Genomic DNA, 19069 nt, shown 5'->3' on the forward strand with positions numbered 1-19069 from the left:
CGTGGGCGGCGTTGCTGCTGCTCGCGATGACTTTGTTGACGGCGTACCCTGCGTTCGCGCAGACGGGCAGCGGTGTGCTCCTCGGGCGGGTAGTCGACGCGTCGAACAGGGCGCCGGCCGCCGATGTGGTCGTGACGGCGACATCGCCAGCGCTGCAAGGGGAGCAGCTGGTCGTCACGGACGGCACTGGCCAGTACCGTATCCCGAACCTGCCGCCGGGCGACTACACACTGCGCTTCGAAAAGGACGCGTTCAAGCCGTACGCGCGCGGCGGGATCGCGGTCCGCGCCGCGACGACCATCCGCGTCAACGTCGAGCTGCTCCCGGAGGCGCTCAAGGCGGCGGAGATCGTCGTTGTCGGCCGCGCGCCGACGGTCGACGTCGGCTCGAGCAGCGTGAGCCAGAGCATCACCCAGGACTTCACCCGGCGCATCGCCGTCTCGCCCCCCACGGGGAAGGGCGCAACGACCCGCTCCTTCGAGTCGGTCGCCGCGACCGTCCCCGGGGCGCAGGCCGACGAGTTCGGCACGTCCATCGCCGGCACCTCCTCCCCCGAGAACCAGTACGTGATCGACGGCCTGTCGGTGAACGACCCGGCCTACGGGATCGTCGGCACGCCGCTCACGATGGAGTTCATCAAGGAGGTCAACGTGATCGCCGGCGGGTACATGCCCGAGTTCGGCCGCGCGACCGGGGGCGTCCTCGATGTCGTCACGAAGAGCGGCGGCAACGCGTTCCAGGGCTCGGTCTTCTTCAACATCACGCCCGGCATCCTCGAGGGCGCGCCCAAGGCGGTCCGTCGCCAGGGCGAGACCATCCAGACGGACGAGACCCTGTCGTCGATCCGCGACTACGGGTTCGAGGTCGGCGGCCCCATCCTGAAGGACAAGCTCTGGTTCTACGCGGGCGCGGATCTCGCGTTCAAGAGCTACTCGATGGAGCGCAACCTGTTCGCCACGCGCTACGACCCCACCACGTTCGAGCCGGTGACGGATCGCGCGACCGGGCTCAACGTCGTCGACCGGCTGCCGGGGACGCAGCGCTTCTACCGCGCCGAGGAGCAGACGCTGCAGTACCTCGGGAAGCTGACCTACCAGATCGATCCGGACCACAGCGTCGCGCTCTCCGTCTACGGCTCGCCCTCCACCTCGGGCGGCAATGGCACGTTCGGGTTCGACCCGCAGCAGGGCGTGACCGAGCTCTCCAACATCATCGGCGAGTACGGCGCGATGGCGCACGAGTACGTGGCGTCGTCCACCGACGTCGCGCTGAAGTGGTCGTCTGCGTTCAAGAACAAGACCCTGCTCCTCGACGCGACCCTCGGCTGGCACAACCAGCGGAGCGCGCGGCTGCCCCCGGACGGCTCGGAGCTCGGGACGCGCGAGGGCCTGGCGGGCGTGCCCCTCATGGTCTGGCAGCGGTACTCCCCGAACCCGTACTCGATCGACGATTTCGAGAAGCTCTCGCCCGAGGCCCGGGCCATGTGCAAGCCGCTGAGGACGCAGACCGGCGAGATCGCCGCGGTGCCCTGCGCGGTGCGCCAGTACTGGCAAGGCGGCCCCGACTTCATCGACGACGCCGCGCTCAACCGCTTCCAGCTGAAGGCGATGGTGACGAGCATCTTCGAGGGGCTCGGGCACCACGTGGTCAAGGCCGGCATCGACGGAGAGATCACGACCTACAAGCACATCAAGGCGTACGCGGGCGGCACCACCTACGTGGAGGAGGGAGAGTGGGAAGCCTCCCATGACGAGCGACAATTCGGCTTCCTGACCGGCCCGGACGGCCTGTCGACCGGCCCGGGCGCCAGGGACTATGTGATCCAGGACAAGCTCACGGTGTCGTCGCTCGGCGCGACGATCGGCGCCTTCGCACAGGACAGCTGGAGCATCCTCGACCGGGTGACGTTGAACATCGGCGTGCGCTACGACGCGCAGTACCTGTACGCGAGCGACGGCGCGCTCGGGCTGGCGCTCGCGAACCAGTGGTCTCCGCGCGTGGGCGTCGTCTACGACATCACGCAGGAGGGCCGGTCGAAGGTGTTCGCGAACTACGCGCGGTATTACGAGAGCGTCCCCCTCGACATGCTGGATCGTGCGTTCGGCAACGAGCGGTACACCCGCTCCTTCCACCGCGGGGGTGCCAGCGGCTGTAACCCTGGAAATCCCGAGGACGCGACGGGTTATGGCGCAGGGCAGTGCCGGAGTGACGACAACCGGGTTCCGCTCGACGAGGCCTTCGGCGCCCCGGGGGCCTTGAACCACGACCCGAACAAGAACTGGTTCACGTTCGGCGGCGGCAAGTCCCCGGTGGATCCGGACATCGAGCCCCAGTCGTCCGACGAGCTCGTGCTCGGCGGCGAATACGAGATCCTCCCGAACGGGCGTGTCGGCGCGATGTACACGAAGCGCTGGATGAACAACGTCATCGAGGACATGAGCCGAGACGAGGCGAACACCTACTTCCTCGGCAACCCCGGGAAGGGGATCGCCAAGGACTTCCCGGAGGCGAGGCGCGACTACGACGCGCTGACCCTCTATTTCAACAAGACCTTCTCCGACCTGTGGCTCGCCCAGGTGAGCTATACGCTGTCGTACCTGCGAGGCAACTATCCGGGCCTCTTCAAGCCCGAGACCGACCAGCTCGATCCGAACATCAACACGGAGTTCGATCTCGCGTCGCTCCTCGTCAACCGCGATGGGGCCCTGCCCGGCGACAACACGCACGAGATCAAGATCTACGGCGCGAAGGCGATCGAGCTCCCGAAGGGAATGGTCCTCGACCTCGGCCTCACGTACAGGTCCCGCTCCGGCGCCCCCATCGACACCTGGGGAGCGCACTACCTGTATGGCCCCGACGAGACGTTCGTCCTGCCTCGAGGCGAGGGCGGCCGCCTCCCCTGGATCCACAACATCGACGGTCACATCGGCTATTCGGTCAAGCTCGCGAAGGACAGCGAGCTCACCGTCACCATGGATGTCTTCAACCTCTTCAACTTCCAGGAGACCGTCCAGGTGGACCAGCGCTACACGGCCGAGTCCGTCGACCCCTGCGTCGGTGGAACGAAGGAAGATCTGAACCCGAGCAGCGGCACGACGTGCGTGAAGAACCACAACACCGGCGAGCCGCTCGATCCCAAGGCCGTGAACCCGAACTACGGCGAGCCGACGCAGTTCCAGACACCGCGGCAGTTCCGGTTCGGCGCGCGGGTGACGTTCTAGGCGCGGCGCGCGCGGGAAAGGATGCAAGCGATGAAGAAGCGATGGCTTGTTTGGATGGCAGGGCTCGCGGCGCTCTCACCGCTCGCGGCGATGTCTCCGGGCTGCTCGCAGCCCAAGCCCGAGTGCACGGTCGGCGGCGCCCTTGCGTCCCCGTTCGCAGCGAAGTTCACCCGGATCGACGGGGATGCCGAGGGCCCCTGTGCTCGGAAGGACGGGACTGTCGAGCTGGCCGGGATGCAGGTGTACGATCGGGACGAGAATGGCGACCAGCTCCCCGACGCGGACCCGAAGCGCGTCGCGATCCAGACCCTGGAATTCGGCACTTGGTACCGCGGCGGCGCCGCGATCGACCCGAACCCGGATCTGAACCCGTTCGCGATCGGTGCCTTCACGGCGCGCGAACCGGATGACAATGAGATCTGCACGGTTCCGACGTTCGATCCCGCCGAGGTGGTGTTGCTGCCCGGCGGCGAGGGCGGCGCCGGCGGCGAGGGCGGCGCCGGCGAGGGCGGTGCCGGTGGTGCCGGCGAGGGCGGCGCTGGCGGAGCCGGTGGTGCCGGCGAGGGCGGCGCTGGCGGTGCCGGTGGCGCCGGGGAAGGCGGCGCTGGCGGAGCCGGTGGTGCTGGTGGCGCCGGGGAAGGCGGCGCTGGCGGAGCCGGTGGTGCCGGCGACGGTGGCGGTGCGGGCGAGGGCGGCGGTGGGGAAGGCGGCGGCGTACCGCCGGTGGCGCTGGGATCGCACAAGCTCGAGTGGCGCAACATGCGCGTGTACGTGACAGCCGCCAACCTCGGCAATCAATTCGAGGCAGAGGTCACCTACTCGGAGGAGAGCTGCTCGGCGACGTACAAGGTCGTCGGAGTCTGGCCGGCGATCGATTGTCGGGTCTACGCCCCGAATCCCGAGCCCGGAGGCGCTCCGATCCCCACGGACAAGGTCGATGAAGCTCTCTGCGTGGATCCTCGCATCTCCCCGGAGCTCAAGGTGAAGTGCGACGCTGGCGCGGGCCTGTGCGTGCTCGACGCGGACTCCATCCCCGCCCTGAAGTAGGCAACCTGGCGGACGGGGCGCCCATCGCCCCGCCTGCGCTCCTCCGGCCCCTCTCCCCTCACCTCCCGTAAAACGTCATCGCCCAGGCGCATCCCTGGTCGTCCGAAGGCGGCGGGCTCGAAGAGCCCCCGTTCTCCGCGCAGCGCCGTCGATGGTCGATGGTCGAGCGAGCGGTGATGCGCGTCCGCGACGACGCGCCCGACCGGCGGCCCCGAGATCAGCGAAGCTCACGCCGCGATCCCTCGGACCGCCGGCTCACGGCGCGGGCTTGGCGGCCAGCCTCGCCAGCGCCGCGCAGCCGGCCCCGCTCGCGATCTCGAGCTTCACCGTGAGCGCGCACAGGCGCGACGCCCGCCCGAGCGCCGCCGGATCGCCCGATACGATGGCCCGCTTGGACTCGTATCCAGTCCGGACCCCCAGCATCGTCTGCGCGCGGGGGGGCAGCTCCGCGCGCCGCGCCACGAGCAAATCACCGAGCTTCGGGCCGGGATCGGCGGCCGGCGCCCACGTCCAGACCGACGCGACCAGGGCGTCCGCGAAGGCCGCGCGCAGCTCGTCGCCGCCGCGCGCGCCCTCGCACGGCAGCGCCGGACCGACCGGCCCGACGTCGGTGGCGAGGAGCCTCCGCCCCGCGATCCGCCGGAGCAGATCCTTCTCCACGCCGGCGATCTTGCCGTCGTCGTCCGAGAACGCCCCCGCCTTGAACCGCACGGCGAGCGCGGCGCACTTCTCGTCGCGCTCCGCGCGCAGCCGCTGCTCCTCGCGGGCCCTCTCCTCGGCGCGCAGCCGCTCCTCGCGCTCGTGCGCCTCGCGGGCCTCCACCGCGGCGCACTGCTCGAGCCGCGCGGCCACGCGCCGCTGCTGCTCGCTCGCCGCGCGGCCGAGATCGTCCTCCGCGATGTCGCGGACCGCGCACACCTCCGGGCGCTCCAGGACCGCGTCGACGCGCGCGCGGGCGGCGCGGAGCCGCACGATCACCGAGAGCGCCGCGACGATGACGAGCGCCGACACGACGATCGACGCGATCCTGCGGAGCCTCCGCCGGCGATACGCCTTGGCCAGCGCGCCGCCGCCGCTCTCGTCGAGCAGCTTGCGGCAGCGGCCGATCATCGCCTGCCATTGCGCGATGTCCTCGGCGAGCACCTGGAGCGGCTCCGCGAACGGGCGATCGCGCCGGACCTTGTTCGCCAGCCGCTCGAGCCACATGCCGGCGTCGGGGGCCCGACCGTGGTCGGTCACCTCGGCGACGCCCTCGAGCAGCCCGCCGATGCGCCCGGCGTAGACATCCCAGGCGACGAGCGCCTCGGACTGGCTGTCGCCGAGCCGCTCGATGGCCTCGCGCACGTCGGCCATCGGGAGGAGGCGCTCGACGTCCTCCCGGCGCACGCCCGCGAGCTTCGCGGCCTGATCGACGCCGCGCTGGAAGCCTCCGAGGAGCCCCTCCGGCGCCAGCTCGCGGAGCCCCTCCGGCACCCGCCTCGCCTGCATGCACGCGCCGGCGTGGTGCAGCGGCCCCATCGCGCAGGTCAGGAAGGTGCCGCCGAGCTTCACGTCCATCGAACCGTGGCTCTCCTCTCCACGACTCTCCACGAGATACCCTGGACAGCCCGGCGCGGAAAGGCTCGCCGCGCTGCCCAGGGTGATCACCGGCCGCCGCGTGAGACCTCGAGGTCCCAGAGCGCGTAGAGCACGTCGACGTCGTACTCGGTGTGTCGCCAGCCGGGGTGGAGCCGGTAGCTGCGCGGGAGGAGGCCAGAACCCAGGATGGCGTCCGTCTGCTCGGCGAAGGTGTAAAGATACATCTTCACGCCGGTCAGCTCGGCGTCGGAGAGCGGGCGCGCGTGGCGCTCGTGGAGCCGGACGTTCGGCCTGCGCTCGACGATGCTCACCAGCAGGCGGCCGCCGGGGCGCATCGCGCCGGCCAGGTTCTTGAGCACGAGCGAGAGATCGTCGCAGAACTCGAGGGTGCCGAGCGCGAGGGCGACGTCGAACCGCCCCCAGGAGCGGGGGATCGGGAGGTGGTAGTCGTGCCGGTGATAGGCGCCGTGGGGCCGCTTCTTGCGCGCGATCTCGAGCATCCCCTCGGCGATGTCGAAGCCCACGACCTCCACGGACGGCGGGAGATCGCGCGTGAGGTGGCCCGGGCCGCAGCCCGCGTCGAGCACGCGGGCGCCGTCAGCGACCACCTCGCGCAGGAACGCGCGCACGGGCTTCTCGTAGTGCTGGATGTCTTTCCAGGTGGAGACGTAGTCGGGCGCGAAGTCCTCGTAGTAGTCGACGAGCCGCTCGATCCGGGTCGCTCGCTTCATGACGCCTTTCAGGTGATGTCGTCGACCGCCTGGACGGTCTCCTGGATGTCGTGCTCGTGCGTGTAGCCGAGGATGTCGCGCGCCCGCCGATCGTCGACCATGCACACGTAGCGGATGTGATCGAGCTCGGGGGCCGGGAACGAGGTCGCCCTGAACCGCCAGAGCCGCGGGATGATCGTCTGCATGACGAAGTGGGGGATCGCCGCGCGCGCCCGGCCGGTCATCTCGATGACGCGCGAGAGCGGCAGCGGCGCGGGCCCGGCGAGGTTGAAGATCCCGCGCACGCCGGGGCGGAGCGCCGCGAGGATCGCGGAGACCACGTCGTCCTGGTGAATGACCTGCACCATCGGGTCGAAGCCGAGGAGGGTCGGGATCACGTTGAGCCGGAGGTAGTTCGACGGCGCGTTCCGCACGGAGCCGAGGATGTGGACCGGCCTGAGGATGACCGTCTCGGTCTGGGGGTGCTTCCAGAAGAACGACTGCGCCAGCATGTCGACCTCGATGAGGTCGCGGATCTCGCTGAACGACGCGCCGCCGAGCAGCGGGGCGTCCTCGGTGATGAACTGCGGGTTGTCGGGGCGCGGCCCGTAGGCGTTCGCGCTCGACAGCACGATGAGCTTGGGCACGTCGTACTGCGCGACGAACTCGAGCAGCCGCTGGAACCCGGCGAGGTTCCAGCTGTGGTGCTCCATCTGGCTCACCCGCGGATCGTGCATGACCCCGAGGTGGACCACCGCGGCGAGCTGCTCCTGCCGGAAGATGTCCTGGGTCTTCTTGCGGCGGATGTCGATCTGGTGATGCTCGATGTCCTTGGGGCGCCCCTCGAAGCTGCGCCGGTCGACGCCGATCACGCGCCGCTCGCGGTGGAGGCGCCGCGCCAGGCGCCGCCCGAGGCGACCACAGATGCCGGTGATGAGGATGGACCGGAGGGACGGATCGGTGTCCGCGGCGGGACGGCGGCCTCGACCGAGCATTCGTTCGCTCATCGGAGCGACGGTCGCTTCGAGGAGGCCGATGGTCAAGCCCTTCGTGCCGGTGCAGGCCCACGCGAGTTTTGCTATCGTCCGCCGCTCATGGCCAGCAGAACGACGCTCGCCAGGCTGAGCCACTTCGTCACCCACAGCGCGCTGCCGCTGGCGCGCGTCGGGGTCGACAGCCTGCGCGGCACGATCGACGACGCGACCATCCGGCTGCTCGGTCAGGACTTCGAGGACCGTCTGCGCCGGGTCGCGCTGCCTCACGCGGCGGACGGGGTCGACCCGTTCGGGCTCGACCGGGAGTGGGCGAAGTACGCGGTCGGGGTCGCCGCGTTCTTTCATCGCTTCTATTTCCGGACCGAGGTGTTCGGCATCGAGCGCGTCCCGCCCGGCCGTGTGCTCCTCATCGCGAACCACTCGGGCCAGCTCCCGTTCGACGGCATGCTCATCGCGGCCTCGCTGTTCCTGGACGCGGAGCCGCCGCGCGTGATGCGGAGCATGGTCGAGAAGTGGACGCAGACGCTGCCGTTCGTGGCGACCTTCTTCTCGCGCGTGGGCCAGGTGGTCGGCGTCCCCGAGAACGCGCGCCGGCTGCTCGACATGGGCGCGGCGATCCTGGTGTTCCCGGAGGGGACGAAGGGGATCTCGAAGGGGTTCTCCAGCCGCTATCAGCTGCTCGACTTCGGGCTCGGGTTCATGCGGCTCGCGCTCGAGACCGACACGCCGATCGTGCCCATCGCGGTCATCGGGGGCGAGGAACAGTACATCTCGCTCGGCAACCTCGAGTCGGTCTCGAAGGCGCTCGGCATGCCGACGTTCCCGATCATCCCACAGCTCCTGCTCCCTGGCGGCCAGATGCCGCTGCCGACCCGATACCGGATCTACTTCGGCGAGCCGATGACGTTCCACGGCGACCCCGACGACGACGACGCGGTGATCCAGGAGAAGGTGGCGCTCGTGAAGGGTCGGATCCAGTCGATGCTGAACCGCGGCCTGAAGGAGCGGAAGAGCGTCTTCTGGTGATCGCGTGACCGCGTGATCGCGTGACCGCGTGATCGCGTGACCGCGCGGGCGCTCAGGCGCCCGCCAGCGTGACCGCGGCGTCGGGGCCGTGCGCGAGGACGCGCGCGAGGCCGCCGAGGATGGCGGGCTCGTTGCGATGGCCGTGGCCGATCGGCAGCCCGGCGACGACGGGGATGCCCAGCGGGAGCAGCCTGTCGCGGAGGACCTCGTCCACCGTGATGCCGTCGGGGCCTGGTGCGCATTGATCGAAGTCGCCGAGGACCACCGCCGCGGCCGGGGCGAGGTGGCCGCCGACCTCGAGCGTCGCGAGCATGCGATCGATGCGGTAGGGCCGCTCGGTGACGTCCTCGAGCAGGAGGACGCACCCCTCCGGGACCCGGAGCCGCCCCGCGGCGGCGCAGGCGTGGAGCAGGGCCAGGTTGCCGCCGAAGAGCGGCCCCTCGGCCACCCCGGCACGCAGCGTGGTGAGGCCGTCGAAGCGGCGCTCACCCAGCGGATCTTCGAGGGCGCGGATCAGCGCGGCGCGGGCGCGGGCGTCGCCGCGCCCGAGCGCGGTGACATGGATGCCATGGAGCGACGCCACGCCCGCGCGCGCTGCCTCGACGTGGAGGGCCGTGACGTCGGAGAAGCCGACGATCCAGCGGGGGTGCGCAGCGAGGGCGCTCCAGTCGAGCCGGTGGACGAACCGGTTCGCACCGTAGCCGCCGCGGGCCGCGAAGATGGCCCTGACGTCGGGGTGCGAGAGCGCGCGGGCGAGCTCGTCGCTGCGCCGGGCGTCGCTGCCGGCCAGGTACCCGGCCCGCGCGAACAGCCCGTGATGGGAGGGCGCCGACAGCGATGGCGGGGCGCCGCGCCGGCCATCACCGTCGCCGTCGAACGGAGGCGGAGGCCCCTCGCCCGCGTCGAAGAGGACGCGGTAGCGCTGGGCGAGCCAGCCGATGCCGACCCGCGCGAGGACGTGCTCGAACGGGCTGGAAGGGGCGATCACCGCGACGGTATCGCCCGGCCGGAGCGCCGGGGGCAGGATCGGCGGGCGAGAGCTAGCGAGCACCAGGGTCGTCGTCGATCAACTCCACGTCTTCCGCATCCGTGTCGACGTCGATCGCGTCGGAGCCAGGCAAGGGCGGCACGACTGGCGCCGTGGGGGCAGCGGGCGCGACGGGCAGCACAGGGGCCGAGAGGGGCGCCTCATCGTGCGCTCGATGGGCGTCGCCGTTGTCGACGTCGCCGAGCGTCGGGGGCCCTGCGTGCGCGTCGAACTCCGACCACTGCGCGGGAGCGGCTGGCGCATCGGAATACGCAGCCGGAGCGACGTGGAGGACCTGGGTGGCGCTATCCAGAGGGAGCCTCTGCCCCTCGCGCAGAACCACATCGCCATGGGCAGCGCCGCTGCCCGCGTCGGCGTGCGCAGCGACGCCGTAGGCCCAGACCTGCTGCTCCGGCTCGACCGGCAGCGCTTGCGAGGCGGCGGCGTCCGCCGGCTGCGCCTGGGGAGCCGACAGCGCCTCCGCCGCCGGGTACGCCTCCGCCGCCGGGTACGCCTCTGCCGCGGGGTACGCCTCTGCCGCGGGGTACGCCTCTGCCGCCGGGTACGCCTCTGCCGCCGGGTACGCCTCTGCCGCCGGGTACGCCTCTGCCACCGGGTACGCCTCAACCGGCTGCGCCTCCGCCGCCGGCTGCGCCTCCGCAACCGGCTGCGCCTCGGAGCCCTCGTGCGCCTCGGAGCCCTCGTGCGCCTCGGAGCCCTCGTGCGCCTCGGAGGCCGCGTAGCCGTTGCTCGCCGCCGCCACCGCGCCGGCCTCGAGGCCGAGCGTCTCGAGCGCCGGCGCCCGGGGCGCGAGCGGCGGCTCGGTCAGCGGCGGGCCCGGCGCGCGCGTCGGCAGCGAAGGAGGCGGCGGGGTGCGCTTGAGCTTGCCGGTCTTGGCCCGCTCGAGGCCCGCGGTCGCGTCCGGATCGCCCGCCTTCATGCGGAGGACGCGGCGCCAGGCGTCCGCCGCCTCGCGCGCTTCGCCGAGCTCCTCCTCCCAGAGGCGCGCCACCTTGCGCGCGAGCTCCGCCCGCTGCGCCGGATCGCGGCCGCGGAGGATCTGGTCCTCGTAGAGCTGGATCATGCCGCGGTGATCGCCGAGCTCCAGCAGGAGACCCGACAGGTCGTTCATCACGTCCTGATCCGAGGGCGACAGATCGTGAAGCTTCTTCAGATCCGCCGCGGCGCCCTGCCGGTCGCCGAGCACGTCGCGCCGCAGCCTGGCGCGACGCTGCAGGAGCTTGCGCACGAGCGGGCCGTCAAAGACCTCGTCCAGCGCGCGGTCCAGCGTCGCGCCGACGCGGGGCAGGTCGCCCACCTCACGCCCGAGGGCCTCCAGCGCGTCGAGCGAAGCGTCGTCGACCTGCGTGAGCACCGCGCCGCCCAGCCAGCCGAAGGCGCGGTCGACGTCGCCGAGATCCTTGTAGGCGATCGTGGCCGCGCGGCGCAGGAGCGCCGCCCGGGTGCGGCCGCCGTCGCGCGAGCCCTGGCCGCCGGCCGCGAGCGCCTCGGCGAGGATCGCGCGCAGCGCCGTCGACCGCGACCGCTCGTCGTCGTCCCGCGCCACCTGCTCGAGCGTGGCGATCGTCTCTTCCTGGACGCCGCCGCCGAGGGCCAGCTCGAAGAAGCTCCTCGCCCGGTCGGTGGCGCCGCGCTCGCAGGCGATCTGGGCGGCGCGGACGAGCGCCGCGAGGCGATCGGCCGGCGTGCGGCACCGGCTCACCTGGCGCTCGAAGAGGTCGATGATGAGGCCCGGGGCCTCGGCCAGCGCCGCGAGCCGCTGGAGCAGCGGCTCGACCTCGGCGGTCGGCACGCTCGCGAGCGCGCCCTCGCCGTGGTGGATCGACTCCAGCGGATCGGCGCCGACGGAGACCCGGACCTCGGCCTGCCGCACGAGCTCGGCCGCCCGGGCCACGCCGGAGAGATCTCTGGCGAGGAGCTCGTGCGCGACGGTGAGGGCCTCGCGATCCTGGAGCTCCACCGCGATCGCCTCGAGCTTCTCCGCGAGACCGGCGTCGGCGGTGCGGGAGCGCGCGAGCTCCATCGCCACGCGCGCGGCGTCCTTCTGGCGACCGACCTCCACGAACCGCTCGAAGGCGCCGCGCAGGGCGACCTCGCGCCCCGCGCGCGCGACCGACTCGTTCCAGGCGACCAGCTTGGTCGCGACGATCCCCTTCCACCCGTGCCGATCGCCGAGCGCGACGTACACCTCTCGGCACGGCTCGTCGCCCTGATCGGCGAGCCGCTCCAGGAGCGCCAGCGCCTCGTCGCTCTTGCCCAGCTGCTGGTCGAGGATCTCGGCGAGGCGCCGGGTCATCTGCGACGCCTCGTCGTCGTCGCCCTCCATCTCGATCAGGATCGCCATCAGGCGCGCGACCTTCGGCCAGTCGTTCAGCCGCTCGGCGAGCCGCAGGAGCCGGGCGACCGCGTCGAGGTCGTCCGGCTCGACGGCGTGGACGATCTCGAGCGCCCGGACGGCGCCGCGCGGATCGTCGAGCGGGCCCTCGTACAGCGCCGCGAGCCGCTGCGCGATGTCGACCTGGTCGTGGCCGTACACGAGCACGAGCTCACGCTCGAGCGCGCCCGCGACCCCCCTCGGGTTGCCGCGCCGCTCCTCCAGGTCGGCGATCCCCTGCAGCGCGATCCGGTTCTGCGGATCGAGCGTCGCCACGACCGCCTCGTAGCGCGCGATCGCGGCCTCGAGGTCGCCGGGGCCCTCCGCGAGCATGCGCGCCTCGCGCAGGGCGAGCGAGATCTTGCCGGGCTCGCTGTCCGTCAGATCGCCGAGCTTGCGGAGGAGCTCCGCGCCCTGCTGGTGATCGCCACGCTCGCCTGCGTCCTGGGCCAGCCGCTCGATGGCCTCGGCGTCATCGCCGTCGGCGAGCAGGAGCGTGAGCGTCGCGCGCTCCCCGTCGCGATCGCCGAGCTCGCGCTGCAGGGCCGCCGCGGCTCGCCGCGCCGCGACGCGCTCCGCCCTGTCGCCGAGCACCTCGGCCCGGCTCAGGAGGAACCGCACGAGCTCGGGCCACCGATGGGCGCGCCGGTAGAGATCCTCTATCGCGGGGGCAGCGTCGGTCGCCGGATCGATCTCGACGGCGCGCTCGACGCGGTCGAGCGCGCCGTCGACGTCCCCGGCGCTGAGGAGCAGCTCGGCGGCCTGGACGAGGAGCGCCGGGCGCGCCTTGCGGTCCGCGAGCAGCGCGCGCTCGCAGAGCGCCCTCGCCGCCTCGGCGAGCCGCCCCGCGGCGACGTAGGCCTTCTGCGCGAGCTCCCACAGCCTCGGTTGGCGCAGCAGCTCGGCGGCCTGGCCGTAGGCGTCGCCCGCGGCGCCCGGCTCATCGAGCCGCATCCGGAGCTCGCCGAGCTTCTGAAGGAGCGGCCCGTGGTTCAGCTTCCCCTTGAACCAGGACGTCGCGTCGGCGAGGACCCGCGCCGCGAGATCGAAGCGCTCGCCGCGCTCGAAGAGCTTGACGGCGGACAGGAGCGCCGCGCCGTCGTCGGGCGTGAGGCCCGCGATCCGCACCCACGCCTCCGCGGCCGCGATGGGGTCGCGGCGCTTCTGCTCGTGGAGCACGACGAGCGCCTTCTCGATCTCGACCCTCTGCGCGACGTCGGGCGTCGCGGCGGCGTCGTGCTCGAGGAGCGCGGCGAGGTCATCCCACCGCGAGCTCTGCTCGAGCAGCCGCCTCAGCTCGGCCTGGGCCTGCGCGTCCCCGGGATCGAGCTCGGAGAGCAGCTTCCAGGCCTGGACCGCCGAGTCGACGTCGCGCAGCTGCGCCTCGCACAGCCCGGCGACGTCGCGCAGCTGCGCCTTCCTGCGCTCGACGGGCGCCTCGGGGACGCGCGCCGCCGCGAGCAGGACGTCCCGCAGCTCGACGAACATCCGCTTCTGGCGCAGCTGCTCCTCGACCTGCGCGAGCACGTCCGGGTTGGCCGGCTCGCCCTTGAGCACCTCGCGGAGCTTGGCGAGCGTCAGCGGCTTGCGGAGCTCGGCCGGCTCCTCCCTCGGCGGCTGCAGCGCCTCCGAGGGGGCCGAGCCGCCGAAGGCATCGGGCGCCGGCGCGGCGCCGGCCAGGCCGTACGCCCCCCCGGAGGCCGGCGCCGCGTCATCCACGGGCGAAGCCAGCGTGTCCGGCGCCGTCGACCCCGGCGCGGGAGCGAACGAAGACGCCGGCGCGAACGCGGCCACCCCCGGCTCGACCAGGCCGGCGGCAGCCGGCGACGAGAGGACGCCCGAGGGTGGCACGGACGCGTGCGCATGGGCGGCACCCGCGCTGGGCGGCACCGACGACCGGTGCGCTGGCGCGGCAGCCACGCCCAGGGGCGGCGGCGGCGCCGACGGCAGCCGCGGGGGCGGCGGCACGGACGCCCGCTTGCGCGCCTCGGGGGCCATGAACCCGTTCGGGTTGACCTGGAGGTAGGCGAGGTAGCGCGGGCGGAGCTCCGCGATGCGGCCCAGCTGCTTCCCGTAATGGTCGGCGAGCTGCATCGCGCGATCGTGCCCCGGCGCCGCGCGGAGGGCGTACACCGAGTACGAGTAGCCGTACTCCCCGTCGTACGTCTCCGCGAGCGCCACGAAGAGCTCCGCGGCCTCGTCGCGCTCTGGCTGCGGCACCGGCTCGCCCGCCTCGATGCGGTCGACGATGGCGACGCCGAGCGCCTGGACGAGCCCCACGTCGTGCGGCACGAACGCGCGCGCGTTCCGCAGCGCCACGGTGGAGCCCGCGAGATCGCCGGCGCGGCGCCGGATGTCGGCCTCGTCGCGCAGCAGGGCGAGCCGCCGATCCGGGTCGTCGACGAGCGCCTGCTCCATCGCGAAGTACGGGATCGCCTCGGCGTACTGCTGCTGGGCCTTCAGCATCTCGCGGGCCGCGTAGATGGCATAGACGTTGTGCGGATCGAGCTCCGCCAGGCGGCGCCAGTTCTCGAGGGCGCGCTCCGGCCGCGAGAGCGGCGGCTCGCTCCACAGCCGGCCGAGCTCCTCGTGCAGGGTCGAGACCTGCGCGCGCACCTCGGGCCGCTCGAAGAGCAGCGGCGTGAGCGCCTTGACGAGCCGCTCCAGGAGCGCGACGAGCGCCTTCTGATCGCCCTTGTCGCGGTAGAGCTGCGCCAGCCGCTCCGCCGCGGTCCGCTGCGTCGGATCCTTGTCGATGGCGATCATGAGCGTCCGCGCGGCGTGGTGCGCGTCGCCGATGGTGGTCGACCACACGTTCGCGGCCTCGCTCAGCCAGTGCGCCGCGTACGATGGATCTGCGGTGGAGCTGCCGACGCGCTCGAGCAGCATGGCGTACGAGCGTGGGTCCTGCTCCCCGGCTCGGTGAGCATACGCCAGGGCTTCCCCGTCATGCGGATTCGTGACGAGCCGCTGGACGAGCGTTTCCATCTCACGGGGATCCATCGGTGCGCGGCGAAGTTACACGTTAGCCTCCGGCTCGTACAGCGACTCTCGGCGTCCTTCGCGATCGGACGCCGCTGCCTCTCGCGCGACGGGACTCCATGGAAGAGCGGGCCTTCGGGGGCCCACGTCGGCCTTGCGCAGCGGTGCCGCGCGCGTGCCGTCATCAGTCGAATTTCACATACGGCTTGCGCTGCTGCGCTGGCTTTCGCCTCGGTGTCGACGCCGATGGTACGCCCGTGGGCGCGGGCGCCGCGCTGGCAACACCCGCGGGCGGCGCGGCGGGCGGCAGCGCCGGCGCTGTCGGCGCGGCGGGCGGCAGCGCCGTCGGCGCGGCGGGCGGCGGCGCCATCGGCGCGTCGGCGGGCGGCGGCGCCGTCGGCTCGGCGGGCGGCGGCGGCGCCGTCGGCACGGCGGGCGGCGGGTCGACGCGCGAGACCGCGCTCGCGAGTGCCCTCGCTTCCAGCGCTACCCCTTTCTGAAGGCTGCGCGCGCTGCCGTCCGCAGCAGGCCGGCGGAGCTCGCGCACGGCGAGCGCCATGACGATCAGGGACAGGGCGCCGGCGCCGACGGCCACGCGCGACGTGCGCCTCCGCGGCGCGCGACGCAGCGTGCTCGGCGCCTGCGCGGCGCCTTCGCCGTCGCCCACGACCGCGAGCAGCTCGCTCGTGGCGCCGACCTCGGCGGGCTGAGCCGGGCCGAGGCGCTCGCGGTCGAGGCTCGGCCTGGCCTCGTCCATCGCGCGATCGAGCTCGGCGATGAACGCCTGGGCGCTCCGCGGCCGCTCCTCGGGCCGCTTGGCGAGGGCGCGCTGCAGGAGCTGCGAGAGCGACGGCGGGATCCTGGCGTCCGGCGCGGCCTCGCTCGCCGGCACGGGCGACGACGTGATGTGCCTCGCCATCACGACGACCGCATCGTCGTCGATGAACGGCGGCCTCCCGACCAGCATCTGATAGAGCAGGACGCCGAGCGAGTAGAGGTCGCTCCGCGCGTCGAGCGGCCTGCCCTGCGCCTGTTCCGGCGACATGTACCGCGGCGTCCCGAAGACGGTGCCTGCCTGGGTCTCGAGGGCGTCGACCGGCCGCTCTGTCCCGGTCATCACCTTCGCGATGCCGAAATCGAGCACCTTGCAGATCTCCTCGTGCTCGCCCGCGGGGGGCCTCGCCAGGAACAGGTTGTCCGGCTTGAGGTCCCTGTGGATGATCCCCTTGTCGTGCGCCTCGGCCAGCGACAGGAGCGCGTGCCGCGCGAAGCGGGCGGCGTCGCCCACGCGCAGCCGCCGCAGGCGCTTGAGCCGCTGACCGAGCGACTCGCCCTCGAGCAGCTCCATCGCGAGGTAGAGGGAGCCGCTGCTCGACGTCGTCCCCTCCCCGGGCGAGCTCTGCTCCGCGGAGCGACCACGGCCGAAGGCCGCGTCCGTCGCGTCGTCCACGACCTCGCCGAAATCGAACACGGTGACCGTGTACGGCGACCTGAGGAGGCTCATCGCGCGCGCTTCGCGGGTGAAGCGCGCCTTCGCCTGCGCGTCGAAGGCCCTGTCCGACCGCAGTATCTTGATGGCCACGTCGCGGCCCATCGCCTCCTGGCGCGCGCGGTACACCGTGCCCATCGAGCCGGCGCCGAGCTTGCCCACGATCACGAACCGATCCGCGATCGTGATCCCCAGGAACGGATCTCCGTCGGCCTCGCCGAGCACCTCGCGGCTCACGAGGGCCAGCCCGTCGTGGGGGCAACGAGGTAGCCTCGCGCTCTGGCCGTCCTGGGAGCCACGCTCGCCGGCGGGAGACGGAAGCTGGCTGGACGAGCTCCTCCCCTCCAGCGCGACGGCCCCGAGGTGGTGGCAGCGCGGGCAAATCAGCGCCATGGCCCTGCTGGGCTCGCCGGGCGACCCGGGGGCGCTGGCTGGGAACTGGCCGTCAGCTGCACGAACTACCACCGCGATGGGGGGATCGTCCGTTACTTGGGCTCGCATCGCAAGGCCCACGACTCGCCTGTCGCTCGCGGGTGGCACCCGAAGAACGCGGCGTCGCCGCAGGACGCATCGCTGCAGCAGACGTCGCTACAGAATCGCTGCGTTTGTTCAGGATCCTTGATGCACATACCACTCCGACAGTCCTCGGGCGTGGTGCACGGAACGCCGACGGCCGCGTGGCTGTCCCCGGACAGCAGCGTGATGCACGCGCGGACGGTCGAGCGTCCGTCGATCGCGAGCTCGGCGCAGCCGACGCGCTGCCTCACCTCGCCGGGCGTGTCCGGGCACATCTCCGAGCCACAGCACGGGATGGTGCAGCGGCCGCTCCCTTCAACCTCGGCGCAGAGCCCGGACGCGCAGTCCTCGTCCCCAGCACACGGCTCGAAGTAGCCTCCATCCCCCAAGGCGGCGGCCTGGCACGCCCAGGCCGGACCGGACGAGACGAGGCCCGTCGTGAGCCGGCACGCCGCCCCGTTCGTCGCGCAGCCGGTGTCGGAGCAGCAGGCGTCGACGCAGGCGCCGTCGTCGCAGATGCCCGATCGGCAGTCGCCGGGCGCGGCGCAAGGCGCGCCGGAGAGCCCCGCGCCCACGTCGGGCCGCCCGACCTCCCGGCCGACGCGACAGAGGCCGCTCCCCCCGCCGTCGGGGATCCAGCAGACCGCATCCCGGGCAGGACCGCAGTCGCTCGAGCTGCAGCAGGCGCGCGAGCAGACGCGCGGCCCCTCGACGTCGAACAGCGCGGGATCGAGGCAGAAATCGAGCGCGCCGCAGTCCTCGTCCCGCGCGCAGCGCGCGCCCAGCGCGCGCTCCAGCTGCTGCTCGGCGCAGGCGCCGTCCCTGCAAACGGCGCCCTCGGGGCACGCCGGCGGCCCGAGCGCGCCCTCGTCCGTGCAGTGCACCGGACCCAGCGTGCCGTCGACGAGGACCTCGCACCCGGCGCCGAGCGACACGAGCGCGGCGAGCCCGCGGAGCAGCCTGCGCCGCGCGGCGCTGGGGCGCATCAGAACTGCACCCGGAGCCGGGCCCCCTCGGCGCCCAGCGACAGGCGGATCCCCTGCGCCCCTGCACCGGCGCCGCGAGGGAGACGGCGATCCTGCCCCGGCGTCAGCGAGCGCGAACCGACGGCCGAGGCCCCGCGAGCGGCCGGGCTCGCCGCGGGAGCCCCCGGAGCCAGGTACAGGTAGAGCGCCGCTGCCCCGGAGAGCCCGGCGACCAGCAAGGCGACGTCTGCGGCGACGGCGCACCGGTGGGCGGCGCTCGCGTCGGCCTGCAGGTCGGCGATGGAGACGCCGGCCCCGGTGCGCTCGCCGGCGCCGGGATCCCGCGCCAGGGCGAGCGCGGCGAAGACGCCGCCGACCACGAGCGACCCCGCGGCGATGCCCCCGCTGACGCCGAGCCAGGTCGCGCGCGGCGTCGCGATGCCGACCGCGACGGGATGGCGCGGCAAGCGCGGCAAATACGGCAGCGCCGTGGAGACCGAGGCGGCCTTCGCGGGCGCGGACGGCGGCGGCTTCGCGCTGGCGAGCTCTCGCTTCGCGCCCTTGAGCCGCTTGAGGACCGCATGCACCTCCTCACGCGCCTTCGGGAGCGCCTCCATGTCGAGGTAGCGGCGGTAGTAGCGCTCGGCCTCGTCGATCTCGCCAAGCCGCTCGTGGATCATCGCCAGGTTGTAGATGAGCTCTTTGCCCTCGGGATCGAGCGCCACGGCGGCCTCCAGCTTCGCGATGGCCGCGCGGTACTCGCCGCGCTGGTAGCGCCGCTGCGCCTCGTCGTGCAGCGCCGTCGCTCGCTCGATGCGGAGCCGCTTCTCCTCCTCGTCTCGCGAGAGCGGCGGCGGGGCCGGAGGGCTCGGCCCGACGCCCTGCGGCGGCGGGGCAAGAGAGCTCGGCCCGACGTCCTGCGGCGGCTGCGCGGGCGGGGCGGCGGGCGCGACCGCAGGCGCGCTGAGCGGCTCCGGCGCGGGCACCTGCGCCGCCAGCGCCGGCGGCGCGCCGTGGGCGACCGCCGCGGCGGCTGCGACCGCGGAGGCGAAGCACACGACGATGCGCCCGGCCTCGGGGCGGATCGAGCGAGGCAAGCGCGCTGTGGGGCTCGTCAC

The 19069-nt window shown here is 72.9% G+C and carries 11 protein-coding genes; 3 read left to right on the forward strand and 8 right to left on the reverse strand.

The window, feature by feature from the left end:
* Positions 1 to 26 precede the first annotated feature (26 nt).
* Together WME95_RS23660 and WME95_RS23665 are read left to right on the forward strand one after the other, a co-directional pair.
* Complete coding sequence (locus tag WME95_RS23660) at positions 27 to 3221, forward strand: TonB-dependent receptor (protein WP_437910702.1); 3195 nt, start codon at positions 27 to 29, stop codon at positions 3219 to 3221.
* A gap of 30 nt (positions 3222 to 3251) precedes the next feature.
* The gene (locus WME95_RS23665) at positions 3252 to 4268 is read left to right on the forward strand and encodes a hypothetical protein (protein ID WP_437910703.1); all 1017 of its coding nucleotides are present in this window, start codon (positions 3252 to 3254) and stop codon (positions 4266 to 4268) included.
* Positions 4269 to 4523: 255 nt separating this feature from the next.
* On the opposite strand, the gene WME95_RS23670 is transcribed toward WME95_RS23665, so the two are convergent.
* The 3 genes from WME95_RS23670 to WME95_RS23680 all read right to left on the reverse strand — a co-directional run bounded on the left by WME95_RS23670 (position 4524) and on the right by WME95_RS23680 (position 7551).
* Complete coding sequence (locus tag WME95_RS23670; protein ID WP_437910704.1) at positions 4524 to 5825, reverse strand: hypothetical protein; 1302 nt, start codon at positions 5823 to 5825, stop codon at positions 4524 to 4526.
* A gap of 86 nt (positions 5826 to 5911) precedes the next feature.
* Complete coding sequence (locus WME95_RS23675) at positions 5912 to 6577, reverse strand: class I SAM-dependent DNA methyltransferase (RefSeq protein ID WP_437910705.1); 666 nt, start codon at positions 6575 to 6577, stop codon at positions 5912 to 5914.
* A gap of 8 nt (positions 6578 to 6585) precedes the next feature.
* Positions 6586 to 7551 (reverse strand): NAD-dependent epimerase/dehydratase family protein, encoded by a 966-nt coding sequence (locus tag WME95_RS23680; protein WP_012236892.1) that lies wholly within the window; start codon positions 7549 to 7551, stop codon positions 6586 to 6588.
* A 99-nt stretch (positions 7552 to 7650) separates the two neighbouring features.
* Here WME95_RS23680 and WME95_RS23685 point away from each other — a divergent pair, with 99 nt between their 5' ends.
* Positions 7651 to 8577 carry a lysophospholipid acyltransferase family protein gene (locus WME95_RS23685; protein ID WP_437554969.1) on the forward strand — a complete coding sequence of 309 codons (927 nt, stop codon included), beginning with the start codon at positions 7651 to 7653 and terminating at the stop codon, positions 8575 to 8577.
* A gap of 52 nt (positions 8578 to 8629) precedes the next feature.
* On the opposite strand, the gene WME95_RS23690 is transcribed toward WME95_RS23685, so the two are convergent.
* From WME95_RS23690 to WME95_RS23710, 5 genes are all read right to left on the reverse strand, one after another.
* Positions 8630 to 9628: a S66 peptidase family protein gene (locus WME95_RS23690; RefSeq protein WP_437910706.1), complete on the reverse strand. Its 999-nt coding sequence runs from the start codon at positions 9626 to 9628 to the stop codon at positions 8630 to 8632.
* On the reverse strand, positions 9618 to 14987 hold the full coding sequence (locus WME95_RS23695; RefSeq protein WP_437910707.1) for a hypothetical protein: 5370 nt from the start codon (positions 14985 to 14987) through the stop codon (positions 9618 to 9620). Before WME95_RS23695 ends, WME95_RS23690 begins: the two co-directional genes overlap by 11 nt.
* Positions 14988 to 15165: 178 nt before the next feature.
* A complete protein-coding gene (locus tag WME95_RS23700; protein WP_437910708.1) occupies positions 15166 to 16707 on the reverse strand; it encodes a serine/threonine-protein kinase in 1542 nt (513 codons plus the stop codon).
* Positions 16708 to 16955: 248 nt separating this feature from the next.
* The gene (locus tag WME95_RS23705; protein WP_437910709.1) at positions 16956 to 17972 is read right to left on the reverse strand and encodes a hypothetical protein; all 1017 of its coding nucleotides are present in this window, start codon (positions 17970 to 17972) and stop codon (positions 16956 to 16958) included.
* The gene (locus WME95_RS23710; protein ID WP_437910710.1) at positions 17972 to 19069 is read right to left on the reverse strand and encodes a tetratricopeptide repeat protein; all 1098 of its coding nucleotides are present in this window, start codon (positions 19067 to 19069) and stop codon (positions 17972 to 17974) included. Before WME95_RS23710 ends, WME95_RS23705 begins: the two co-directional genes overlap by 1 nt.

Source organism: Sorangium sp. So ce327, assembly GCF_051530205.1.
Classification (GTDB): domain Bacteria; phylum Myxococcota_A; class Polyangia; order Polyangiales; family Polyangiaceae; genus Sorangium; species Sorangium cellulosum_B.